We start from the raw sequence: 23,713 nt of genomic DNA, 5'->3' as shown, positions 1-23,713 counted from the left end.
AAGCTATTTTCTCGCTTTTTGATTTTGTAAATATGCTACATAATATTTAGCAGCCTCTACAGGATCTGTTTTTTCCATTTGTTTTATCTTGAAGATGATTTCCATCTTTTCAAGTTTTTCTTGATGACGTCTAAGCGTCTCCAAATGGCCTTGTAACACTTCTTCTGTGTATTCTGGATTAATAAATTCATCCGTCGAAATATCAGTAATAATATTTTTCAACTTTTCATCAGAGAGCCAACTTAAAAATGTTCCGACTGAAGGTTCATTTCCCTTTTCATAATATGCGTATAGTTCATATAAAATCCCTTTATGTTCTTCTGTATGAAAATCTTCTATGTGGGATTCCATACGAACGGCCACTTCTGGACTTTGCAACATATGGTAAATAATTTCTCTTTCTGCCCTTTCAAAACCTGTTAACTTCGGTTTTGTTTGAACAATTTGAGACGGCTTAGAAACCTGCTTTACTTGTTTTTGCTGTACCTTTTGTTCTTTGCGATATTGGTGCAATTGATTCAAAAGTGTTTCCATTGAATACGAAAATTCTTGCGATAATGACTTCAAATATGATTCTGCCTGCATCGCATCCTGTAACAACGATAACTCTTTTAAAACACTTTTCACATACTCTTCTTTGCCCGACTCATCTTGCAAATTTTTCCCTAAACGCAAATAATTTATTTTAAAACCAACAAAACTTATACTTGATTTCACAAGATTTTCAAAAGCAGTTGTCCCATATTGTTGCACATATTCATCAGGATCAAGCTTATCTGGCAAGGATGTAACTTTCACTTGGCAACCAACTTGCAACAATAATTGCCCTGCTTTCATCGTCGCTTCTCGCCCTGCTTTATCACCATCATAGCAAAGAACAACAGTTTCAACGTTACGTCGCAGAAGTTTTGCTTGTTCTTCAGTTAAAGCTGTTCCCATTGTCGCAACAGCTTCTTCCACACCACTTTTTACCGCAGCTAGTACGTCAGCATACCCTTCAAAAAGGACCACTTGCCCACGTTTTCTAATAAACGGCCTCGCTTGGTGGAAGTTATACAACAATTTACTTTTGTGAAAAATTGGTGTTTCTGGGCTATTTAAATATTTCGGAGTGTCATCTCCTAATGCCCTTCCACTAAACGCTATCACTTTACCTTGTAACGTATAGATTGGAAACATAACTCTTCCACGGAAGCGATCATAATGACTACCATCCTTCTCGCTTCTTATGAGAAGACCAGCTTGTTCCATACTTGATAGCGATAAACCTCTTTTTTGTAAGATTTTCGTTGCTGCATCCCAAGCAGGTGACGCATAACCAATTTCAAACTTCTCAATCATCTCTTTTGTAATACCACGTTTTAACAAATACGAAAGTGCTTCATTTCCTTCTTCTGTATTTACTAATAAATGATGATAATACTTTTTCAAAAGTTCATGAGCCTGTTGCATGATGACAGTGTCATCAGATATGTCTTCTTGTTGTCCTTGCCCTGATGTATACTCTGCAACCGCAATTCCATTTCTTTCACCTAGCTTTTGAACAGCTTCGGTAAAAGCCAGTCCTTCCATTTTCATTAGAAAGGAAAATACATTTCCACCTTCTCCACATCCGAAGCAATGAAAAATTTGCTTGTCAGATGAAACAGAGAATGAAGGAGAATTCTCACCATGAAACGGACAAAGGCCAAAATAGTTACGTCCCTGTTTTCTAAGTTGAACGTATTCACCAATCACTTCGACAATATCGGATGATGTCCGAATTTGTTCAACAACTTCTTCAGGAATTCTGTTCCCCATAACTCCATCTCCGTGTCGTATTTTGTATTCGATATAAATTAAAAAATTCCTTTATAATTCGACAATATTTTTTCTAAACTTATTAGAAAATGTTGTCGATCACGTTATCAAGCGATTTTGCAGACCCTTTTCTGCGTAACTTCGCAGATACGTACCTACTATATAAAATTGTATCCATTTGCTCATCTATTACAAATGTACCTCATGGAGACAATACATATGCACTTTTTCATAAGAAGACTAGCAAGCATCATATCCTATGTGATCACGAGATCTGTTTTTTGCATGTTGATACATATAAAGAAATCAACTTTTGCTTATTCAGCATCTACATAGATCCAAATTCCCTCGCTGCTTCCTTAAACGATGAGCATACGATGTGACAAACAAAATTTTGACATGAAATTTCGTTCCAGCTCGCACAATTGTCAGCCTTCACAGTATATGCATCTGCATCAACTCATACCATATTGATGTTTTGCATATTTCTGTATTCTACATCCCTTCTGCGAATCCTTCCATAATGTGCGTTTTCTTGTATAGATTTTGTCGATTTAACGTAATTACATGTCATTTCTTAAATCCTATCCCTAGTTTATTCTGAAAAATTAAAGTCTAAACGTAAAATATAGGTTTTTATCACAATTTTTTATTATAATATATTTTCTTCAACTACGCTACATATCCCTTTATTTTTTCATCTTCTATTTCAGGATAGCGAAACCCTACCTTTAGCATAATAAAAAGACCGAAAAATATAAGCATAACCACTTCGCTATCATCTATTACGAAATCAGCAGGCACTGTGTTTCTCACGAGCGAAAAAAGCACATTCACCTTTGGTAAATGTGCTAAAACATTTTTTGGTTTTGCACTGCATTCACAATAATGTTAGCTGTTTCTTCAATCGCTTTGTTCGATACATCAATTACTTGACAATTTATTTTACTAACTACATTCTCAAAGTGATCAATCTCTTCTTTAATACGATTAATATTGGCATATGTTGCTCCATCACTTAGTCCAAGTGATTTCAATCGCTCTTTTCGAATATGATTTAACTTCTCTGGCGTAATTTTCAAACCAAAGCATTTTTCTTTAGCCACTTGATATAATTCTTCAGGCGGATCTACTTCTGGTACTAGTGGTACGTTGGCAACTTTCAAACGTTTGTTATGAGCTAAATATTGAGAAAGTGGTGTTTTTGATGTGCGCGAAATCCCAATTAACACGATATCTGCTTTTAAAATACCCCGTGCATCTCTACCATCATCATACTTCACAGCAAACTCAATCGCTTCAATCTTTTTAAAGTATTCTTCATCTAACCTACGAACAACACCAGGCTCATATCTAGGCACTTGCCCGGTAATTTCTTCAATTTGATCGATTAGAGGACCAATAATATCATATGCCTCTACACCTTCTTTTGCAGCCTCTGTCACTAAATATTGGCGCATGTCAGGCTTTACTAACGTAAAACAAATAAGTGCTTGATTGCTCTTAGCAATCGAAATCACTTCTTTTAATGTCCCTGTATCTTCTACATACGGCACACGTCTAATATCAGGAGCAAATGGGAATTGCCCCATTGCTGCTCGAACAACCAAATCAGCCGTTTCTCCTACAGAGTCAGATACGACATATACGATTTTATTATCCATTACATTACCTCACTTTAAACAAATTACACTTATTCGTTATTTACTAAGTTTACAAACGCACGTGTAATATTTGTTTTTGTAATTCGTCCAACCACTTCTAAACCTTGTTTCGTATCTTTTACAACTGGCATCGCATCAATCTGTCTTTCTATTAATTCCATCGCAATATCATATAAAGAATCTTCTCTACGACACATCGCAATGTTTGGCATCCTTGTCATGATAATATTAACCGGAAGTGAGGTTAAATCCTGCTTCCCTAAGCTAGCTCGTAATAAATCTTTACGAGATACAACGCCTACTAATAGAGTCGATTGATCTACAACGAATAATGTACCTACATCCTCTAAAAACATAGTACAAATCGCATCGTATACCGATACATTTTTATCAATTACAACCGGTCTAGATTGATAATCTTGTACTTTAATTTTCTTAACAGCTTCAGATAATAACTGCCCCCCAGTTTTACCCGTATAAAAATAACCTACGCGTGGACGTGCTTCTAAATAACCAGCCATCGTTAAAATTGCTAAGTCTGGTCTTAGCGTTGCACGTGTTAATCCCAATTGCGCAGCAATTGACTCCCCTGTAATAGGACCGTGATCTTTTACAATCTGAATGATATGTTCTTGCCGTTTATTCAGCTCTATGATAATCACCACCTTTAATGCACAACGAAAAAAGTTATACTATCTCTTAAATATTATATACTAAATATGCTATTCGAAAAAGAAAGGATGTAAAAAGGACCGTATACGGCCCCAAATTATATTTGAAACTTATCAAGTTGTTCTAAGAAACGTCTTGATTTCAAATAAATCCCGCAATATTCATCATAATATGTATTCAATACTAAACGCATTTGTTTTTTTGTGCTATCCTTCACTGATACATTGCCAAGTCTATGTAAATCGAAGTGGTAGAAAAGACGTAATAATTTATGAACGGCTTCCCCCACTGGTATACGATACTGATCTTGCTCAGCATGACGTGAGCACAGAAAACCGCCCTCCCTAACAGAGAAGGCGACAAAATCTGTTTCTTGATGACAAATCGCACATGTATCAAAGTACGGGCGCATCCCTAATACCGGAAGCATTTTCGTTTGATAAATTAATGATAATACTTCTGGATCAACACCCTCACACATATAATGCAACGTTTGATATAACATTTCAAATAAATATGGATTATGTTTTTTATCTTCTGTTGCTTTATCAGTTAACTCAACAATAAATGATGCATAAGCAGTTAAAAATATATCCTCGCGAATTTCTTTCATAGTTGAAATAATCTCGCCTTGTTGCAAAGTTCCAAGTCCAGATCCCATTTGAATAAGAAAATGACCATGTGTCATAAGTTGCGAAACAGATGCTAACCGGCTTTTCGGTTTTTTCGCTCCTCTTGCCATTGCACTTACCTTACCCAATTCTCTTGAGAATATTGTAACAATCTTGTTCGTTTCTCCGTAATCTGTCGTACGGATAACGATGCCCTCAACTTTTTGAAACATGTTCGTCACCATCCAAGGTTTGAACAAAACGGGTCAAGAAATTGGAGAGTCTAGATGCGCTAGCTCCTCTTCATGTTGATCCATCTCATCGTTTACGTCTTTTTCCATTTCTTTCAAAAGCAAATACGTCTCAATGCTTCCTGTTTTGGAGAAAAACTTCCAGGTAAAATCTAGCATAAGAATCCACCTTTCTCAATAAGCGTAGCCTATAAACCAATTTCCTTTGTTGTTATTAAATTGACCCATTTTGTCCATTTTCATGTGAGAAAAATTTTTCCTAATTTATCAAAACTCGTAAAAACCAATAATCAGCGGATGAACAAAACATCCGCTGATTACAGCTTTACTCTATTTTAATACTCGTCTTCGCGGAAACCAAGGTCACGAAGCTGAGACATTTTATTACGCCAATCTTTTTGCACTTTTACCCATACTTCTAAAAATACTTTAGAACCAAGTAATGCTTCAATATCAAAACGAGCTCGCTTACCGACTTCTTTTAACATCTTCCCTTGTTTTCCGATAATAATCCCTTTTTGCGACGGACGTTCCACAACAATCGTTGCATTAATATAAACTGCCCCGCCCTCACGTTTTTGAATTGCATCGATAACAACAGCTACAGAATGCGGCACTTCTTCACGTGTTAAATGTAGTACTTTCTCACGAATAAGCTCTGCAATAATAAATCTCTCCGGATGATCCGTTACTTGATTATCTGGGTAGTATTGTGGTCCTTCCGGTAAATACTTTTTAATTGTACCAATTAGGGCCTCTACGTTATTACCGTCTAATGCAGAAATTGGTACGATTTCTGCAAAGTCATGTAATTTGCGATATTGATCAATTAGCTCTAATAATTGTTCTGGGTGAACTTGGTCAATTTTATTAATAACTAAAAATACTGGTTGTTTCGTTTCTTTTAACTTCTCGATGATGAATTCTTCACCACGACCAAAGCCTTCAACAGCATTCACCATAAATAGAACGATATCAACTTCTTTTAATGTCGTTTGCGCCATCTTCACCATGAAGTCGCCTAGTTTATGTTTCGGTTTATGTATTCCTGGTGTATCAATAAAAATTACTTGTGAATCATTTTCTGTATATACACCTTGAATTTTATTACGAGTTGTTTGTGGCTTGTCACTCATAATAGCAATTTTTTGACCAATAATACGATTTAAAAATGTAGATTTCCCAACATTCGGTCTGCCAATAATAGAGACAAAACCTGATTTATAACCTTTTCTATTCATGTAAATCCTCCGCTAAAAATGCTCCTGGTAACAATTCCCCGACTGTTGTCTCTTGAACGTCACCATGTAAATTTGATAGGTATACTTTCGTATCCTGTTTACATAATTCTACCATAACTTGTCGACATGCTCCACAAGGAGGTACTGGACGCTTCGTATCCGCCACAATTGCGATAGCTACAAACTCTTTATCTCCTTCAGAAACCGCCTTAAATAAAGCTGTTCTTTCTGCACAGTTACATAAGCCATATGAAGCATTCTCAACATTACATCCACGATATACTTTTCCATCCTGCGTTAATAATGCTGCACCTACTTGAAATTTAGAATATGGTACGTACGCTTGTTTACGCGCTTCGATTGCTTCTTGAATTAATTGTTGACCATTCATATTCCCGCATCCTTCCTGTTCACAGCTGTGAATAGATACACTCTCTTATTAAAGGCCTTTACGGCACCTTCAAAGCTTAAGAAAAGCTTTGGAATGCAACTATACCACATACGGTAAAAAGATAATAGCACCAATTATAACGGCTATTATCGCAAACAATAAAACCGCTCCCGCCGCGACATCCTTTGCGACTTTCGCAAACGGATGTATATCGGTAGTCGCTAAATCTACTGTTTTTTCCACAGCCGTATTTACCATCTCTAAACTCATTACAATTCCTATTACAATAAGTAATACCATCCATTCTACTTTTGTAATATGGAAATAAAAGCCGCAGCATATAACAACAACTGCGGCTAAATAATGAATTTTCATATTTCGTTCATGACGAAGACAAAAGAATATACCGACTATAGCATACCCAAAACTATCTATAAGTTTTCCTTTTTTCATCGTCCTAATCCAAATGCTTCTAAAATTTCTTTTTGTCTTCCGAACATTTCTTTTTCATCCTCTTCTGTCATGTGGTCATAACCAAGTAAATGTAAAAAGCCATGTAACGCTAAAAAGCCAAGTTCACGATCAAAAGAATGTCCATACTCTTCAGCTTGTTCTTTCGCTCTCGGAATAGAAATAATAAGATCACCTAACATACGCGGCATCTCTACACCTACAATTTCCATTTCTCCTTCTCCCATTTCTTCCATAGCAAAAGAAATGACATCAGTAGGCTGATCCTTATCTCGGTAATCACGATTAATCTCGCGAATGCGTTCGTTATCTACAAATGTTACTGATAACTCTGCACCATCCTCTATTTTTTCCATTTGAGCTGCTTTTCCTAATATCTCACGAATTAAATTCACATACTCTTCTTTCACTTCTTCTGTTTCATCAATGAAATCAATTAATAAACTCATTCTTTCTCCTTATCTTCCGGTGGTTCCGGATATGTAATACGCGAATGGAAAATACCATTTAACGTTTCACATAACGTTTTTCCAACGATTTGTAGTTCCTTAAATGTCAAATCACATTCACTAAATTGCCCATCCTGCAGGCGATCTTTAATAATACTTTGTACTAAATTATTAATTTGATCTGGCGTTGGGTGATTCATAGAACGTACCGCTGCCTCAACACTATCCGCAATACCAACGATTGCCGATTCTTTAGAAGTTGCTTTTGATCCCGGATAACGGAACATCTCTTCTGTATATTTTTCTTTATCTTCTTTAATCGCCTTATAATAAAAATATTTCAGGAGCGTTGTACCATGGTGTTGTCCAGCAATATCGATAATTTCTTGCGGAATATGGTATTCTTCAAGCATCTTTACTCCATCGGTTACATGAGCAATGATAATATCTTTACTCGTCACAGGATCTAATTTATCATGCGGATTTTCAATTCCCATCTGGTTTTCAATAAAGAATTGTGGTTGTACTGTTTTTCCTACATCATGATAGTAAGCCCCTACACGCGCTAATACACCATTTGCTCCAACTGCTTCACAAGCCGCCTCAGAAAGATTCGCTACCATTACACTATGGTGATATGTCCCTGGCGCTTCTAATAAAATTCTACGCAACAGCGGATGATTCGGACTTGATAATTCCATAAGCTTCATACTTGATACAATTCCAAGTCCACTTTCTAAATATGGTAATATCCCCATAGCCAAAACGGATGAGATAATTCCTGAAAGGGAAGCCATTAATAATTGGGTACCAATTTCAAGAGGCGAAAAATTCCCATTACGTAATAATAATAACGCCGCCAAGACGACTACATTTAAGATTGAAACGAGTATACCAGCTTGTAAAATCATCGTACGACGATTTTTTTCTCTTAAGAAAATGCTCACTGATAATGAACTTAATAACACATAAATGCCTACACTATAATTTAGTGTACTTGTTACTCCTTCATTAAACATAATACTTCCGCACACAGAAAAAATCATACTTGTTAAAAATACAAATCGATCGCCAATCATTAGTTTTACAAGTATCGTTCCCATCGCAACTGGGACAACATACGCAATTCCTGCATATTCAAGCTTTTGAAACAAACTAATAATTTTCATTAAAACAATCGTGATAGACAAAATTGTAATATACGCTAAAATGTACGGTTTGTCTTCTCTTTTCCGCTGTAAAAATACTTCAAACTGTTTATGCATAAAGTATAGTAACACACCAATGAGCACCGCTAATCCAACATAAGGCTGAAAACTATTACCTTTTTCTAATAAACCGACTAATTTCAACTGATTATACATATCACTTGAAATTGTTTCACCTTCTCTAACAATAACTTGTCCTTGAAGAATATAAACAGGTGGAACTAAATCTTCTTCTGCTTTCTTCTTCTCTTTCGTTACAGCCGGGTCATAGAAATAATTTGCTGTAATCGCATATGATCCTAGCGCATTCACAGCTTCTTTCAATCCGCTATTCACATTCAGGCTTTTCATTTCATTAACAAATCGCTCTTTCGCTGCCATTTCTTCGGACATTTTAATATTTCCACCCATGATAACGCTAACAGACGTTAAAGCCGCATTCTTTGCTAATTCTAATTGATCCGGTTCTGCATTAATAAAGTATAATAAATTCTCATCCGATAATTCCTTCGTTAAATTAGATGGCAACTTCTTCTTCAACTTTTCTAATTTATTCGCATCGGTCATCTTTTTTTGCTCTTCAGGTCCAGCAGCTTTCATCTCCTGAATTACTTCATTCACCTTAGCAAAAACATCATTTACAATATCTACTCTATTTTGTTTATATTCACTTCTATATGTATATTGATCCCCGACTTTTTGAGCGGCCTCTTGTTTTTTTCTTTCCGTTATAACCTTATCTTCAATTTTAATAGGAGAATGAATTGTTTTTTTCGCAATAGAATACATATCAACATCTAATTGCTCTGGTTTCACATTATTCATAAGTGCGAAAAACAGCACTGCTCCTAATAAAACGTAAGAAATCCAACTTAGTTTTTTCGAATGTTGTAAATTACGAAACCACTTAGAAATTTCTTGAGATCTTAACATGATTTCAATACCTTCTCCTCTCTAGAAATAAAGTGAAACTATTTATAGCTTTCATTTCTTCTAGCCAACGATACTTTTAGGTAACATTTTTATACACCAGTACCTATAGTTTATTTCTCTTATCTTTTATGATAGTAAAAAATATGCCGTTCGCCAACCTTAATACAAAAAGAAATGATCCTGACAAATAGGATCATTCCATTTTATCATATGCCTCAATAATACGTTGTACCAGTGGATGCCTTACAACGTCCGTTTGTTCTAACGTAATGAATGAAAGACCTGATACACCAGATAAAATGTTAGCGGCTAGCGTAAGCCCTGATTTTACCCCCTTTGGTAAGTCTACTTGTGAAGGGTCCCCCGTAATAACCATTTTAGAACTAAAACCTAATCTAGTTAAAAACATTTTTATTTGTGCACCCGTTGTATTTTGCGCTTCATCTAAAATAACAAATGAATCATCGAGCGTACGTCCTCTCATATAAGCAAGAGGCGCGATTTCAATTACACCTCTCTCCATCATACGCTGCGTATATTCTTGTCCAAGAATATCGTGCAGAGCATCATACAATGGACGTAAGTACGGATCTACCTTCTCTTTCAAATCACCTGGTAAAAATCCTAAACTTTCTCCAGCTTCTACAGCCGGTCTCGTTAAAATGATTTTCTTTACATACCCTTGCTTTAAAGCTCTTACAGCCATTACTACAGCTAAGTATGTTTTCCCAGTCCCGGCAGGTCCTATTCCAAATACAATATCATTTTTCTTCATTGCATGAATATATCTTCTTTGTCCCATCGTTTTTACACGAATGGATTTACCTTTTGCCGTTTTAAAGATTTCTTCTTCATATAACTCTTCAAATTGAGCAATTTTCCCTTGTTGTGCGAGCTGAATTGCATACGCAACATCTCTTTCTGTAATTGACACACCTTTTCGAATAACAACAAGTAGTTGTTGTAAGATTTTTTCTACGAGTGTCACAGTTTCAACTGCTCCAGATGCATGAACAGTTTCACCTCTAGTTACGATTGATACATTCAGTTCCCGTTCAATTACTTTCAAATGAGCATCATTGACTCCAAAAAGAGCGATTGCTTCGTTAGTATTTTCCAATTGTTGGTTCATTTCTACTAATTGTTCTGCCATTACTCAGTCTCCTTGAATATCGGATTCGGATATTGGTTGTGGCTCTGCAATATTTTCAATCACAGTATAATGCAAAGTGACTTTTAGTTGATCCGCCTCAACCTCTTTACTCAAAATCTTATCACTTACAATCATAGCATGTTCATCCAATTTTTTCTTTAGTTCTTTTTCGGCCATTTCTTTCGCTACTTTCATTGCCTGTTTTTCTGTATATTCTCGGTTCGCCTCTTCCTCTTCTCGCACTACATCTTTTTCATATGCAATCGGCAGTGTAAAACCAAATAATTTCACATCATGTTTTACACTTTCCGTACGAGAACGTTTATACTTATCATGCTGAAATCCCCATATTTTTATTTTTGTACTCCCAAATGTAAGGTAATGCTCATTATACGTATTACCAGTATATACTTGAAATTGCGTCTTGAGTGGTACATTCACCTCAGAGGTGTACCACGTTTCTCCATATACAATACCTTTCGCCGAAACAATGGTTGGACTCTCCTCATTACCGTATATCCCTGATACGAGAAGCTGCCCTTTTTCTACATGATCATTTTTTAAAACGACTGGTTTTCCAACTTCAACAAATGTTTTTGTAACAATCGCTTCTTTTTTTGCCACTAAATTTTGCGGCCTTTGTTCTTTTTCTTTTTTCGGCTCATTTTTTTCAACAATTTTAAAATGGTACGTCGTTCCCCTTACTTCTAGTCCTGCCCAAGTAATCGCATTAATATTGTCCGTCAAATGACGTTGTACATCTTCTACACTAGGCATTTGGAATTGTAATTTTCCTTTTTTAATACCCATTTTGTCCAATTCTTTCATCAATATATATTCTGTTTCAGGTTTCGCTCCTGTAATTTCAATTTTCCAAACCATATTCGATAATGCAATCATACCAAAGAAGAAAATTAAAAAACCAATTAAGAATCCACTATTTTTAATTAAGCGCTTATTCCAAAATGGAAAACCGTAACGCCCAATAAAATATAGTTTACACTCATTTTTTCTATAAATCGGCTTTATTTTTTTCACATCTCGTAATAGCATACAAAAGACTAACGTTTCATCGGCGATTTTCTTAACGTCCCAAACTAATAATTTTCTACGCACACATTCGTTAACAAACCGCTCCGCTCCTCTACCTTCAATTCGTACCTTCACATATCCAAGCCACTTTATAAACCATTTATTTTTCATCTACTACCTTCACTACCTTTCCAAAAGTAGACACACTACTTTTCACTTTAATTAGCAAAATAGCTCGTACGAAAATGAAATAAAGAGTTTTATTTTCCATAAATAGCGGGATAAAGTGAGACTTTAATCAGCCCTCACCAATTGGACTTTAATGGATAGCCCGACCCCCACCTAACTTCTTTGCTTTCGCTGAATTTTGAGGCGGGGGCTTACTGCCCATTAAAGCGGGATAAACTTAAATAGTAGGGACAAATCATTAGAATAAAGAAGAAAAACTTCACATACGGAAGTTTCCCTTACTTCTCTTTCTGTTCGTCTTCTAAAAACGTCACTTGCTCAATTATCCCTTCAAGCAAAAGTTCTTCCGGAAGGATTGTTTTAATAACAAAGGACTGCCCCTTAATCAATAACTGACCATGTTTTAACAACAATCTTACTTCTTTATCTGAAAACACTAATAAACCTCGATGATTTTCTATATAGATATGCACTTGCCCAACAAGCGTGATCCGAGGTAGATCCATTAGCACATCCACTGGTAGGTCTATTTGCTTCGTTAACCAATTCTTCATTTGTTCTAATTTTTTCATCCCAAAAGACCCCCTCTCATCCCATATGTATGAAAAAAGAGCTTGTAATATCACGTCCAAACTGAAAAAAGCATAAAAAAACGTCTCATACGAAATGAGACGTTTTTTTATGCTAATAGCTGGATAACCAGCTTATTCACAAGCGATCCATCTGTTTTACCTTTTACTTTCGGCATAACAGCAGTCATCACCTTACCCATATCTGCTTTAGACGTCGCACCAACTTCAGAAATAACTTGCTTGATTATATCAACTAGCTCTTCTTCCGTTAATTGCTCCGGCAAATATGCGCTTAAAATCTGAATTTCACTTTGCAGTTTATTAACAAGGTCTTCACGACCAGCTTTTTTAAATTCAAGGAGGGAGTCCTTATGCTGTTTTACTTCACGAGCTAAAACTGTTAGTTCCTCTTCTTCAGTAAGAGTATGCTGTAGTTTAATACCTTCATTTTGTAAAGCAGCCTTAACCATACGAATGACGGTTAATTTTTCTTTTTGTTTATTCTTCATCGCTTGTTTCATATCATCGTTTAAACGACCGAGAAGACTCATAACTTACACCCTCTCTTAGAATTTACGCTTTCTTGCCGCTTCAGATTTCTTCTTACGTTTTACACTTGGTTTTTCATAAAACTCGCGCTTTCTTGCTTCAGCAAGTGTACCAGTTTTAGAAACCGATCTTTTAAAACGGCGAAGTGCATCCTCCAAAGACTCGTTTTTACGAACGACTGTTTTTGACATTCTCTTTCCCTCCCTCCGAAACATCACACTTACATACTAACTCCAGCATGCAAAAAGAAACACTTCTTCAGCATGTCTTTTACGATTATAATACATTTTATCACTTCAGGTCAACTATTTGACAGAATAAAAGAAGAATAGATGCTCTTCCTTTTTCAAAAACTATGCAGATAGCTGTTATCTTTTCCCCTGAAGGCAACTATATTTTTGTCATTATACCTTTTTTCATGCAGAAACGTACGGAAAAACTACTCATTTCGTACATTTTCAGTACTTAACTTCTCCACTAAAAAAGAAAGCATGCAAATCGTTTCCGTTTGCATGCTTTTTTATCCCGATTGGTGCGGGCTAATAATGAGCGGGGAATGAATCCCACGCTCATTAAAGTTTCACTTTATGCGCTTGCTGATTCCTTTTTCACATCATCTTCAAGGACACGAACAAATTGCGCTTCGTTATATGGATAACCAGCTTTTGTGATTTTTACTTTCACTAATTTACCGATTAATTCTTCTGATCCTTCAAATACAATTTTCAAGTAGTTATCTGTATAACCTACATATAGGCCTTCACGGTCGCCCTCTTTAAATTGTTCTTCTGGAATAATTTCAAGTACTTCTCCTTCAAACTGTGATGCATACTCTTTCGCTAATTGATTAGATAGTTCAATTAAACGGTGAACACGATCATTCTTCACATCTTCAGGAACTTGATCTTCCATACGCGCTGCAGGTGTTCCTGTACGTTTTGAGTACGGGAATACGTGCAACTCAGAGAAGCGATTCTCTTTAATGAAATTGTATGTTTCCATGAATTCTTCTTCTGTTTCACCTGGGAAACCAACGATTACGTCTGATGTAATCGCAAGACCTGGTAACGCTTCTTTCAAACGATCTAAGCGCTCCTGGAAAAATTCCATCGTATATTTACGACGCATACGCTTTAATACAGTATTAGATCCAGATTGCAACGGAATGTGTAAATGACGTACAACTACTTCAGACTTATCTAACACTTCAATTACTTCATCTGAAATCTGACTCGCTTCAATAGAAGAAATACGAAGACGTTTTAATCCGTCTACTTCCGCTTCCATATCACGAAGTAATCCAGCTAAGTTATAATCTTTAATATCTTCACCGTATCCACCTGTATGAATACCTGTTAATACGATTTCCTTATAGCCTGCATCTACTAATTGCTGCGCTTGTTTAATAACTTCTTTCCCATCGCGAGAACGCATTAAACCACGCGCCCAAGGAATAATACAGAATGTACAGAAGTTATTACAACCTTCTTGTATTTTTAAAGATGCACGTGTACGATCCGTGAAGTAAGGTACATCCAGTTCTTCGTATACACGTGTTTTCATAATGTTGCGGACAGCATTAATTGGCTGACGCTCTTTACGGAATTCTTCGATGTATCCTAACATCTTTTCACGATCTTGTGTACCAACTACAATATCTACACCTGGAATCGCCATAATTTCCGCTGGAGATGTTTGTGCATAACATCCCGTTACACAAATAACCGCATCTGGGTTTTGACGAACAGCACGTCTAATAACTTGACGACTTTTCTTATCTCCCGTATTTGTTACTGTACATGTATTGATAACATATACATCAGCTTTCTTTTCATATTCAGTTCTTTCATATCCACCTTGTTTAAACAATTGCCAAATGGCTTCTGTTTCATAGTGGTTTACTTTACAACCTAACGTATGGAACGCAACAGTTGACATTGATCATCACCCCATCAATTCAAAATGATACGAAGCAGCACTTAACGCGTATAACGGCGCCGTTTCTGTTCTTAAAATTCTTGGTCCTAAACTACATGGTACAAATTTATGTTCATGAAGCGCTGTAATCTCTTCCTCAGCTAAACCGCCTTCTGGGCCAAATACAATCAATAGCTTTTGACCTGGTTTCATCATCGTTAAAGCTTTCGCAAAATTAGATTTCTCGCCTTGTTTCGCTTCCTCTTCGTAAGCAACAAGGCAAACATCATACTCACCACTCATTGACAGCAATTGTTTAAACGATGCTGGGGTGTGTACTTCTGGAATTTCACTTCTATGTGATTGTTCCGCAGCTTCTTTCACAATTTTTCTTAAACGCTCAACTTTTTTATCAGCTTTTTTCGCATCCCATTTTACGATAGAGCGAGATGCTTGAAATGGTAAGAATGCAGCTGCCCCAAGCTCAGTTCCTTTTTGAAAAATTAACTCTAGCTTGTCTCCTTTCGGCAGTCCACTTGCAATCGTCACGAAAACAGGAAGTTCACTTGACGTCTCTACCCATTCTACAATAGCCGTATGAATAAATTCACTGGTAATTTCATCAATTGAACATACGGCTGTTTTTCCGTTTACACAGCAATAAATGTGATCACCAGCTGACATACGCATCACTCTTGCTATATGATGTACGTCATCACCTACAATGCGAATACTTGTCTCATTTACATATTTCTCTTCTACAAAATAACGTTGCATATAATCACCTTAGTAGAGTTTCGTTCCTTTCGTAAGCCAATACTTACGAAAAGAACGAAACGTTATCATTTTTCATATAACAAACGGCAAGTCCCTCACCTTATAGTGAGAGACTCCCCTTTTCATTATAGACTAAAATCTATATTACGCATTTCGTGCAATAATTGCTACCCAATCTTCCATTCGCAACACTTCTTCAATTGTAAATCCAGCTTTTTCTAGCGCTTCAGAAATTACTTTTTCCTTTGCAGCAATAATGCCCGATGTAATAAATAATCCGCCTGACTTCACAACTCTTGCTGCATCTTCAGGGAATAAAAGAATAATTTCTGCTAATAAGTTAGCTACGATTAAATCAACAGGACCTTCAATACCCTCTAAAAGACTATTTTGTCCAACAGTCACGATATCATCTGTTTTATTTAAACGTACATTCATTTCTGCACTTTCAACCGCAACCGGATCTAAATCATATGCTTGAACAGAAGACGCACCTAGTTTTGCTGCTGCAATACTCAGCACACCAGAACCTGTTCCTACATCAATGATTGTGTTACCTGGCTGTACTGTTTTTTCTAAAGCACGGATACACATCGTTGTTGTTGGATGAGTTCCTGTCCCAAACGCCATACCTGGATCTAATTCAATAATTTTTTCTTCCGGAGAAGATGGTGTATATTCTTCCCAAGTCGGTACAATTGTGAATGTATCAGAAATTTGTACTGGATGGTAATATTTTTTCCAAGCAGTAGCCCAATCTTCTTCATTGACTTCGTTAACGGTAATATTTCCAGTACCAATTTCGATGTCGTAAGATGGAAGCACATCAATAGATGATTTTACACCTGCAATTGTTTCATGTAAAGAATCCGTTTGCGGGAAATATGCTTTTATTAACACACCTTCTGCCGGATACTCATCTGGGTTCAATGCATAAATTTCACCATATTGTTGCTCGCGCTCTTTCGTCAACTCCGCTGGGTCCTCAATCGCAACTCCACTAGCACCAGCTTCATGTAAAATATGAGAGACAGCTTCTACTGCTTCTTCTGTTGTATGAATACTAATTTCTGACCATTTCACAATTTACCAACTCCATTTTTTATTTCCATTATTCCCCTTTGAAAGCACGTTTAAGCTTTCCGAATAAACTATCATCCTGCTCTTCTTGTCCTGCAAATTCACGCAATAAATCTTTTTGCTGTGAAGTTAATTTCGTCGGTACAACAACACGCACGACTACATATTGATCTCCTTGACCGTATCCACGTACGTTCGGAGCACCCTTTCCTTTTAGGCGGAATTCTGTTCCTGTTTGTGTTCCTGCTGGAATTTTCAGCTTCACTTTACCATGAACAGTAGGAACTTCTACTTCATCACCAAGTGCCATTTGCGCAAATGTTAATGGCATTTCGCAAATAATGTGATCTCCTTCGCGCTCAAAGAATTCATGATTTCTTACATGAACAACAACATATAAATCTCCTGCTGGGCCGCCATTTACGCCCGCTTCACCTTTTCCAGATACGCGGATTTGTTGACCATTATCGATACCTGCTGGAATTTTAACATTGATTTTTTTACGTTTACGAACTTTACCAGAACCGTGGCATGTCGTACATTTTTCTTTAATGATTTGCCCAGTTCCTGAACAATGACCGCAAGCTTGACGGTTTACGATACGACCAAATGGTGTATTTTGTTCTACACTTACTTGCCCTGATCCTGAGCAATGTTTACATGTTTCTTTTGAAGTTCCTGGTTTTGCCCCGCTACCTTTACAAGTATCACATGGATCTTCTACTGGAATCTCAACATTTAACTCTTTACCAAAAATAGCTTCTTCAAAATCTAAAGTGACTTGATATTGTAAGTCAGCACCTTGGCGCGGAGCATTTGGATCACGACGTCTGCCGCCACCGCCGCCAAAGAATGAACTAAAGATATCTTCAAAACCGAAGCCACCACCGAAGTCTCCTCCGCCGCCAAAGCCACCGAAGCCTTGATTAGCACCAGCATGACCAAATTGATCATATTGCGCACGCTTTTGATCGTCGCTTAATACTTCGTATGCTTCTTGTACTTCTTTAAACTTTTCAATTGCATTTTCTTCTTTACTTACGTCTGGATGGTATTTTTTAGCCAAACGACGATACGCTTTTTTTATTTCATCTTTTGAAGCACCCTTGCTAAGTCCAAGGACCTCATAATAATCTCGTTTACTCATAAATTTACAACCCCCGAATCTTTCACATAAACGTAATTTTAACACCGAAAGAAAGTGCTTTGCAACAAAGTTTCCTCACTTACAGTATGCAAAGTAAAAAACTTAAGACCCTCACACATTCCTTCTCATTCGTGAAAAAAGCCAAAGCCAAGGCACGCTTGACTTTGACTTTTTGTCATCTTACTTATTATGTTTAAAGTTGAATTACTTGTCTTCTTTTACTTCTTCAAACTCAGCGTCTACTACATTGTCTTTCTTCGCGCCAGCATCTTGTGCTCCTTGTGCACCTTCTGCTTGCCCTGCAGCTGCTTGAGCTTGCTCATATAGTTTAACAGTTAGTTGTTGTACGATTTCTTGTAAAGCGTCTTTTTTCGCACGGATTTCCTCAAGCTCGTTCTTCTCAATCGCAGCTTGTAATGCTTCTTTCGCTTCTGTTGCTTTTGCAACTTCAGCTGCATCTACTTTACCTTCTAAATCTTTTACAACTTTATCTGTTTGGAATACAAGTTGGTCAGCTTCGTTACGAAGTTCAACTTCTTCCTTACGTTTTTGGTCAGCGTCAGCGTTTGCTTCTGCTTCTTTTACCATACGATCTACTTCTTCATCAGAAAGACCTGAAGAAGATTGGATTGTAATAGCTTGTTCTTTGCTTGTTCCTAAATCTTTTGCACGTACGTTAACGATACCGTTCGCATCAATATCGAATGTTACTTCGATTTGTGGAATACCACGTGGTGCTGGTGGGATATCCGTTAATTGGAAACGTCCTAACGTTTTGTTGTCAGCTGACATTGGACGCTCACCTTGTAATACGTGAATGTCTACTGCTGGTTGGTTATCAGCAGCTGTTGAGAATACTTGTGATTTACTCGTTGGAATTGTAGTGTTACGCTCGATTAATTTCGTGAACACACCACCCATAGTTTCAATACCTAAAGAAAGTGGAGTTACATCTAATAATAGTACGCCTTCTACATCACCAGTAAGTACGCCACCTTGAACTGCAGCACCTAATGCTACAACTTCATCCGGGTTTACACCTTTATATGGTTCTTTACCAGTTTCACGTTTAATAGCTTCTTGTACAGCTGGGATACGAGTAGAACCACCTACAAGGATAACGCGATCTAATTCACTTGCAGATAGACCAGCATCTTTTAAAGCACGACGAGTTGGTTCTAATGTTCTTTCAACAAGGTTTGCTGAAAGCTCTTCGAATTTCGCTCTTGTTAATGTTAATTCTAAGTGTAATGGACCAGCAGCCCCAGCACTAATGAATGGCAATGAAATTTGTGTTTGTGTTACACCTGAAAGATCTTTTTTCGCTTTTTCAGCTGCATCTTTCAAACGTTGAAGTGCCATTTTATCTTGGCTTAAATCAATGTTATTTTCTTTTTTGAACTCAGCTACTAAGTGATCAATGATAACTTGGTCAAAGTCATCTCCACCAAGACGGTTGTCACCAGCAGTTGAAATAACTTCAAATGTTCCATCTGCTAACTCAAGGATAGATACGTCAAATGTACCGCCACCTAAGTCATATACTAAGATTTTTTGCTCTTCATCTTGTTTTTCTAAACCGTAAGCAAGCGCTGCTGCTGTTGGTTCGTTAATGATACGCTCAACTTCTAAACCAGCGATACGACCAGCATCTTTCGTTGCTTGACGCTCTGCATCGTTGAAGTATGCAGGTACTGTAATAACAGCTTTCGTTACTGTTTCACCTAAATATGCTTCAGCAGAAGCTTTTAAGTTTTGTAAAATGATTGCAGAAATTTCTTGAGGTGTATATTCTTTACCTTCAATTTCTACTTTGTAGTCTGTACCCATATGACGTTTAACAGACATGATTGTATTTGGGTTTGTAATTGCTTGACGCTTTGCTACTTCCCCAACTTGACGTTCTTCATTTTTGAAAGCTACAACAGAAGGTGTTGTACGGTTTCCTTCTGGATTTGGGATAACCTTTGGTTCTCCACCTTCCATAACAGCTACACAAGAGTTTGTTGTACCTAAGTCAATACCGATAATTTTACTCATGGCGAATCCTCCTACTTTTATGTAAATTATTGATTTACTTTTACCATCGATGGGCGAATTACACGGTCTTTTAATTTATAACCTTTTTGGAATTCTTCCACAACCGCATTTGATTCAAATTCGCTGTCTTCTACTTGCATAACAGCTTGGTGTTCATGAGGATCAAACTGTTTACCAACAGCTTCAATCGCTTCTACACCTTCTTTTGTCATCGCTTCTAACAATTGACGATATACCATTTCCATCCCTTGTAATAAGGACTTCATTTGCTCATCAGTTGCTTCCACTTGCATCGCTCTTTCAAAATTATCAAGAGCTGGCAAAATATCTGAAACAAGACTTTGTGCTCTATATTTTTCAGCAGCCTGTTTATCCATTTGAACACGACGCTTATAATTTTCAAAATCAGCTTGTAGACGTAGCATACGGCCTTCCGTTTCCGTCAGTTTCGCTTGCAATCCATCTACTTTTTCTTGTAAAAGAGCAGCCTCACTTTTTTCTTCAACAGTTTCTTCGCTGTCTTCAGATGTTACGGCTTCTTCAACTTGTGCTTCTTTTACTTCTTCTTTCACTTCTTCTACAACTTGTTCGTTACGCTCTTCCACAATTTTCACCTCCTTAAAAGGTATTAGGTATCATGCATAGCATGATTACCTAAGTATAGTTATATATTACACACAGTGATGTATTGCTTATCACTTGAGCGAATGTATTCTTCTTTATTCTTTATTTTTTTAGTCCATCTGTAATTTGCCTTGTAAATAACTGCAACAAACTAATTACACGAGAGTATTGCATTCTCGTTGGACCTAAAATTGCAATTGTTCCAAGTTGTTCTTCTCCAATCGAATATGTTGCAGAAATCAAACTACAATCTTCCATGGCTGTCGCAGAGTTTTCCCTACCAATTTTCACTTGAATACCAACTTGTTTATGACGCAAAATATCATAAAACTCAGCTTCGTTATCAATCATGGTAAGTAAAGATCTAACTTTTTGAATGTCATGAAACTCTGGTTGCGAAAGCATATTTGCCTTCCCTCCAAAGTATATCTTTTCCGATAACGGAACTTGAAATGTACCATCCAATATTTTTATTGCACTATCGTAATTATGAACATACCCACGCAATACCGTAACAATCTCCTTAAAGATTTTATTATGGAGTTCCGACATTGGTACGCCTGATAGCTTTTCATTTAAAATATTAACCATTTTTTCTAAATCTGATAAATCAACAGATTCCGGAACGGTAATCGTTTTGCTTTGTACATGCCCTGTATCCGTTACAATAATAGCGACTGCGGTTTGACGATCAAGCGGAACAATTTGTACGTTTTTAAGTTTATTTGTGCTTAACTTCGGTCCAAGAACAATGGCCGTATAATTTGTAAGCTCTGATAAAATTTGAGCCGATTGCTGTGCAATCTTTTCCGCTTCAAAAATTCTTTCAGCAAATAAATCTTTAATTTGTACAATTTCATCGTTCGGTAAATTTTGCGGCGCTAAAAGATGGTCTACATAAAATCGGTATCCTTTTTCAGAAGGAACACGTCCAGAAGAACTGTGCGTTTTCTCAATAAATCCTAGTTCTTCTAAATCAGCCATTTCATTTCGTATAGTAGCTGAACTAAACGTAATTTCATCTTTTTTAGCCAACGTTCTTGACCCAACAGGTTGCGCTGATCCAATAAAGTCATCAATAATTGTTTGTAAAATTAAGAGCTGACGTTCCGTAAGCATCTCATCATCACCTCTGTTAGCACTCTTTGTCTTCGAGTGCTAAATCTATTAATAACTTACCAAAATTGACATTCAATTGTCAACGGAAACGTCACGAAATAATGAAACTTTTTCACGTTAATGGAACATTTAATTAGTCAATCAAAAATGATTGGAATACTTCATTCCCTAATAATTTCCCTTTTCGCGTTAAACGAACATATCCATCGCTCTCTTCAAGCAATCCTTGTTCTTGGTTGTTTTGTAACTGCTTCGCGAAAACTTGATCCATTTCCATATTAAATTTCTTTTGAAACGCTATTTTAGATACACCTTTTGTTTTTCGGAGTCCTAAGAACAATTCTTCTTCCATTTTTTCTTTCTCCGTCACCACGTGAACATCTAAATACGGAAATCCGGTTTCATCGATTTTATTGAAATATTGCTTGAGCGGCCCTACATTTTGGATACGTTCTCCATTTACATAACTATGCGCTCCAGCTCCAAATCCATAATACTCTTCATTATTCCAGTATGTGAGATTATGTCTACTTTCATTATTACCTTTTGAAAAATTACTAATTTCATACTGGGTATAGCCATGTTTCTCCATTTCATCCATTACCATTTCGTACATTTTCGCTTCGTGGTCTTCACCTGGAAGTCTTAATTTCCCTTTATTCATTAAGTTATAAAATACTGTTTTCGGTTCCACAATTAATGAATATGCCGAGAAATGTTGTACACCAAGCGTAAAAGCAATGTCTAATGTTTCTTTTACATCTTCTATCGTCTGTCCTGGCAGAGCATAAATAATATCTACATTTATATTTTTAAAGCCTACTTCCTGCGCTTCTCTAATTGCTACAAACGCATCTTCTCTCGTATGCTTACGTCCAATTTTCTCAAGCAATTCATCTCGAAATGTTTGCACCCCAAAACTAATTCGGTTCACTCCACCTTCTAGCAATACATTTAATTTCTCTTTCGGCAAATCACCTGGATTCGCTTCAAATGTTAATTCACAATTCGGGGCAAACGGACGTAAACGACGATTTATAATATTTAATAATTTCTTTGTCTGTTCCATATTTAATGCTGTTGGAGTTCCCCCGCCAACAAAAATCGTTTTCATACTATCAAACGGTACCTTTTGAACTGTATTTATTATTTCTTTCTCTAAATACTCTAAATATTGATCGACCGGCTGGCGTTCAATAAACACTTTATTAAAATCACAATAGTGACAAATATGCTGACAAAACGGAATATGAATATATGCAGCTTGCACCAAAAATAACTCCTACCTTTCTAAAAAGAAAACCTCCACGCTCGGGAGGCTTCTTTTACTTCTCTAACGTATTACGAATTTGTTCCATTCGCATTTTTCCCCAATCATACATCATTTCAACGATTGGTAAAAGCGACATGCCTAATTCCGTCATATAATATTCCACTCGCGGTGGAATTTCTGGGTATACTGTTCGATCAACAATCCCATCTTCCATTAACTCTTTTAATTGGTTTGATAAAACTTTATGAGAAATGCTCGGAAATAATCGCTGTAATTCACTAAAACGATGAGGCCCTTCCACACCAAGATGCCACAATATCACAACTTTCCACTTTCCACTAATAATAGAAAGCGTCAATTCCTTTTCACAATTAAAATTGCCATTTTGTATTTTTTCTTGAATATCTTTTCGAATATTTTCGGACATTAACAAACTCCTAACTTTATATGAACTAAAAAGCTCTCTCACTATTGTAAATGAGAGCTACTCAGATGTCTAAAAAGTAATTATACGTAAAAAAGAAGCCGCATAAACGACTTCTTTTTTCAT

25 protein-coding genes are annotated in these 23,713 nt (G+C 36.7%); all 25 read right to left on the bottom strand.

The window, feature by feature from the left end; translation table 11 throughout:
* Positions 1-3 precede the first annotated feature (3 nt).
* The 25 genes from dnaG to QCI47_RS05950 all read right to left on the bottom strand — a co-directional run bounded on the left by dnaG (position 4) and on the right by QCI47_RS05950 (position 23,590).
* Positions 4-1,800, bottom strand: coding sequence for a DNA primase (gene dnaG / locus QCI47_RS06070; RefSeq protein WP_000528216.1), 1,797 nt, complete (start codon positions 1,798-1,800; stop codon positions 4-6).
* A gap of 672 nt (positions 1,801-2,472) precedes the next feature.
* Complete coding sequence (locus QCI47_RS06065) at positions 2,473-2,616, bottom strand: hypothetical protein (RefSeq protein ID WP_154644226.1); 144 nt, start codon at positions 2,614-2,616, stop codon at positions 2,473-2,475.
* A 35-nt stretch (positions 2,617-2,651) separates the two neighbouring features.
* Entirely contained in the window at positions 2,652-3,464 is an 813-nt protein-coding gene (locus QCI47_RS06060; protein ID WP_000368943.1) for a pyruvate, water dikinase regulatory protein, read from the bottom strand.
* A gap of 29 nt (positions 3,465-3,493) precedes the next feature.
* Positions 3,494-4,126, bottom strand: a complete 633-nt coding sequence (gene ccpN, locus QCI47_RS06055; protein ID WP_000583759.1) for a transcriptional regulator CcpN — start codon at positions 4,124-4,126, stop codon at positions 3,494-3,496.
* A 107-nt stretch (positions 4,127-4,233) separates the two neighbouring features.
* A complete protein-coding gene (recO, locus tag QCI47_RS06050) occupies positions 4,234-4,980 on the bottom strand; it encodes a DNA repair protein RecO (RefSeq protein WP_000487010.1) in 747 nt (248 codons plus the stop codon).
* 33 nt (positions 4,981-5,013) lie between these two features.
* Positions 5,014-5,157: a YqzL family protein gene (locus tag QCI47_RS06045; RefSeq protein WP_000883924.1), complete on the bottom strand. Its 144-nt coding sequence runs from the start codon at positions 5,155-5,157 to the stop codon at positions 5,014-5,016.
* A 176-nt stretch (positions 5,158-5,333) separates the two neighbouring features.
* Positions 5,334-6,239: a GTPase Era gene (era, locus tag QCI47_RS06040; protein ID WP_001080241.1), complete on the bottom strand. Its 906-nt coding sequence runs from the start codon at positions 6,237-6,239 to the stop codon at positions 5,334-5,336.
* A complete protein-coding gene (locus QCI47_RS06035; protein WP_001014347.1) occupies positions 6,232-6,630 on the bottom strand; it encodes a cytidine deaminase in 399 nt (132 codons plus the stop codon). Before QCI47_RS06035 ends, era begins: the two co-directional genes overlap by 8 nt.
* 99 nt (positions 6,631-6,729) lie before the next feature.
* Positions 6,730-7,083 (bottom strand): diacylglycerol kinase family protein, encoded by a 354-nt coding sequence (locus QCI47_RS06030; protein ID WP_000715482.1) that lies wholly within the window; start codon positions 7,081-7,083, stop codon positions 6,730-6,732.
* The gene (gene ybeY, locus QCI47_RS06025) at positions 7,080-7,550 is read right to left on the bottom strand and encodes an rRNA maturation RNase YbeY (protein ID WP_000054692.1); all 471 of its coding nucleotides are present in this window, start codon (positions 7,548-7,550) and stop codon (positions 7,080-7,082) included. The genes QCI47_RS06030 and ybeY overlap by 4 nt, the downstream gene beginning before the upstream one ends.
* Positions 7,547-9,691, bottom strand: coding sequence for an HD family phosphohydrolase (locus QCI47_RS06020; RefSeq protein WP_000946450.1), 2,145 nt, complete (start codon positions 9,689-9,691; stop codon positions 7,547-7,549). The genes ybeY and QCI47_RS06020 overlap by 4 nt, the downstream gene beginning before the upstream one ends.
* Before the next feature lie 193 nt (positions 9,692-9,884).
* Positions 9,885-10,844, bottom strand: a complete 960-nt coding sequence (locus QCI47_RS06015) for a PhoH family protein (RefSeq protein ID WP_000840516.1) — start codon at positions 10,842-10,844, stop codon at positions 9,885-9,887.
* Between the two features lie 3 nt (positions 10,845-10,847).
* Positions 10,848-12,047, bottom strand: a complete 1,200-nt coding sequence (gene yqfD / locus QCI47_RS06010) for a sporulation protein YqfD (protein WP_000792485.1) — start codon at positions 12,045-12,047, stop codon at positions 10,848-10,850.
* Positions 12,048-12,343: 296 nt separating this feature from the next.
* Positions 12,344-12,637, bottom strand: a complete 294-nt coding sequence (yqfC, locus tag QCI47_RS06005) for a sporulation protein YqfC (RefSeq protein ID WP_000732266.1) — start codon at positions 12,635-12,637, stop codon at positions 12,344-12,346.
* 107 nt (positions 12,638-12,744) lie between these two features.
* Positions 12,745-13,188, bottom strand: coding sequence for a GatB/YqeY domain-containing protein (locus QCI47_RS06000; RefSeq protein ID WP_000054571.1), 444 nt, complete (start codon positions 13,186-13,188; stop codon positions 12,745-12,747).
* Between the two features lie 15 nt (positions 13,189-13,203).
* The gene (gene rpsU, locus QCI47_RS05995; protein ID WP_000048061.1) at positions 13,204-13,377 is read right to left on the bottom strand and encodes a 30S ribosomal protein S21; all 174 of its coding nucleotides are present in this window, start codon (positions 13,375-13,377) and stop codon (positions 13,204-13,206) included.
* 394 nt (positions 13,378-13,771) lie between these two features.
* Entirely contained in the window at positions 13,772-15,124 is a 1,353-nt protein-coding gene (gene mtaB, locus QCI47_RS05990) for a tRNA (N(6)-L-threonylcarbamoyladenosine(37)-C(2))-methylthiotransferase MtaB (RefSeq protein WP_000108677.1), read from the bottom strand.
* A 6-nt stretch (positions 15,125-15,130) separates the two neighbouring features.
* Positions 15,131-15,880: a 16S rRNA (uracil(1498)-N(3))-methyltransferase gene (locus tag QCI47_RS05985; protein WP_309422263.1), complete on the bottom strand. Its 750-nt coding sequence runs from the start codon at positions 15,878-15,880 to the stop codon at positions 15,131-15,133.
* Between the two features lie 144 nt (positions 15,881-16,024).
* Positions 16,025-16,963, bottom strand: a complete 939-nt coding sequence (gene prmA, locus QCI47_RS05980; RefSeq protein WP_000872108.1) for a 50S ribosomal protein L11 methyltransferase — start codon at positions 16,961-16,963, stop codon at positions 16,025-16,027.
* 28 nt (positions 16,964-16,991) lie between these two features.
* Positions 16,992-18,107, bottom strand: a complete 1,116-nt coding sequence (gene dnaJ / locus QCI47_RS05975) for a chaperone protein DnaJ (RefSeq protein WP_000043935.1) — start codon at positions 18,105-18,107, stop codon at positions 16,992-16,994.
* A gap of 204 nt (positions 18,108-18,311) precedes the next feature.
* Positions 18,312-20,147 (bottom strand): chaperone protein DnaK, encoded by a 1,836-nt coding sequence (gene dnaK, locus QCI47_RS05970; RefSeq protein ID WP_000034690.1) that lies wholly within the window; start codon positions 20,145-20,147, stop codon positions 18,312-18,314.
* A 26-nt stretch (positions 20,148-20,173) separates the two neighbouring features.
* Positions 20,174-20,752 carry a nucleotide exchange factor GrpE gene (gene grpE, locus QCI47_RS05965; RefSeq protein ID WP_309422265.1) on the bottom strand — a complete coding sequence of 193 codons (579 nt, stop codon included), beginning with the start codon at positions 20,750-20,752 and terminating at the stop codon, positions 20,174-20,176.
* 121 nt (positions 20,753-20,873) lie between these two features.
* Positions 20,874-21,890, bottom strand: coding sequence for a heat-inducible transcriptional repressor HrcA (gene hrcA, locus QCI47_RS05960; protein WP_000954950.1), 1,017 nt, complete (start codon positions 21,888-21,890; stop codon positions 20,874-20,876).
* A 133-nt stretch (positions 21,891-22,023) separates the two neighbouring features.
* Positions 22,024-23,163 carry a radical SAM family heme chaperone HemW gene (gene hemW / locus QCI47_RS05955; RefSeq protein WP_025991619.1) on the bottom strand — a complete coding sequence of 380 codons (1,140 nt, stop codon included), beginning with the start codon at positions 23,161-23,163 and terminating at the stop codon, positions 22,024-22,026.
* A 52-nt stretch (positions 23,164-23,215) separates the two neighbouring features.
* Positions 23,216-23,590, bottom strand: a complete 375-nt coding sequence (locus QCI47_RS05950) for a winged helix-turn-helix transcriptional regulator (RefSeq protein ID WP_001293546.1) — start codon at positions 23,588-23,590, stop codon at positions 23,216-23,218.
* Between the last annotated feature and the right edge of the window lie 123 nt (positions 23,591-23,713).

The sequence above is a fragment of the Bacillus cereus group sp. RP29 genome (genome assembly GCF_040459765.1).
Lineage (GTDB): Bacteria > Bacillota > Bacilli > Bacillales > Bacillaceae_G > Bacillus_A > Bacillus_A paranthracis.
This window is presented reverse-complemented; position numbering and strand designations above follow the sequence as displayed.

Coding starts and splice junctions, on each gene's coding strand:
- dnaG (WP_000528216.1), bottom strand. CDS start 1,800: ATGGGGAACAGAATTCCTGAAGAAGTTGTTGAACAAATTCGGACATCA.
- QCI47_RS06060 (WP_000368943.1), bottom strand. CDS start 3,464: ATGGATAATAAAATCGTATATGTCGTATCTGACTCTGTAGGAGAAACG.
- recO (WP_000487010.1), bottom strand. CDS start 4,980: ATGTTTCAAAAAGTTGAGGGCATCGTTATCCGTACGACAGATTACGGA.
- QCI47_RS06045 (WP_000883924.1), bottom strand. CDS start 5,157: ATGCTAGATTTTACCTGGAAGTTTTTCTCCAAAACAGGAAGCATTGAG.
- era (WP_001080241.1), bottom strand. CDS start 6,239: ATGAATAGAAAAGGTTATAAATCAGGTTTTGTCTCTATTATTGGCAGA.
- QCI47_RS06035 (WP_001014347.1), bottom strand. CDS start 6,630: ATGAATGGTCAACAATTAATTCAAGAAGCAATCGAAGCGCGTAAACAA.
- QCI47_RS06030 (WP_000715482.1), bottom strand. CDS start 7,083: ATGAAAAAAGGAAAACTTATAGATAGTTTTGGGTATGCTATAGTCGGT.
- ybeY (WP_000054692.1), bottom strand. CDS start 7,550: ATGAGTTTATTAATTGATTTCATTGATGAAACAGAAGAAGTGAAAGAA.
- QCI47_RS06020 (WP_000946450.1), bottom strand. CDS start 9,691: ATGTTAAGATCTCAAGAAATTTCTAAGTGGTTTCGTAATTTACAACAT.
- QCI47_RS06015 (WP_000840516.1), bottom strand. CDS start 10,844: ATGGCAGAACAATTAGTAGAAATGAACCAACAATTGGAAAATACTAAC.
- yqfD (WP_000792485.1), bottom strand. CDS start 12,047: ATGAAAAATAAATGGTTTATAAAGTGGCTTGGATATGTGAAGGTACGA.
- yqfC (WP_000732266.1), bottom strand. CDS start 12,637: ATGAAAAAATTAGAACAAATGAAGAATTGGTTAACGAAGCAAATAGAC.
- QCI47_RS06000 (WP_000054571.1), bottom strand. CDS start 13,188: ATGAGTCTTCTCGGTCGTTTAAACGATGATATGAAACAAGCGATGAAG.
- rpsU (WP_000048061.1), bottom strand. CDS start 13,377: ATGTCAAAAACAGTCGTTCGTAAAAACGAGTCTTTGGAGGATGCACTT.
- mtaB (WP_000108677.1), bottom strand. CDS start 15,124: ATGTCAACTGTTGCGTTCCATACGTTAGGTTGTAAAGTAAACCACTAT.
- QCI47_RS05985 (WP_309422263.1), bottom strand. CDS start 15,880: ATGCAACGTTATTTTGTAGAAGAGAAATATGTAAATGAGACAAGTATT.
- dnaJ (WP_000043935.1), bottom strand. CDS start 18,107: ATGAGTAAACGAGATTATTATGAGGTCCTTGGACTTAGCAAGGGTGCT.
- dnaK (WP_000034690.1), bottom strand. CDS start 20,147: ATGAGTAAAATTATCGGTATTGACTTAGGTACAACAAACTCTTGTGTA.
- hrcA (WP_000954950.1), bottom strand. CDS start 21,890: ATGCTTACGGAACGTCAGCTCTTAATTTTACAAACAATTATTGATGAC.
- QCI47_RS05950 (WP_001293546.1), bottom strand. CDS start 23,590: ATGTCCGAAAATATTCGAAAAGATATTCAAGAAAAAATACAAAATGGC.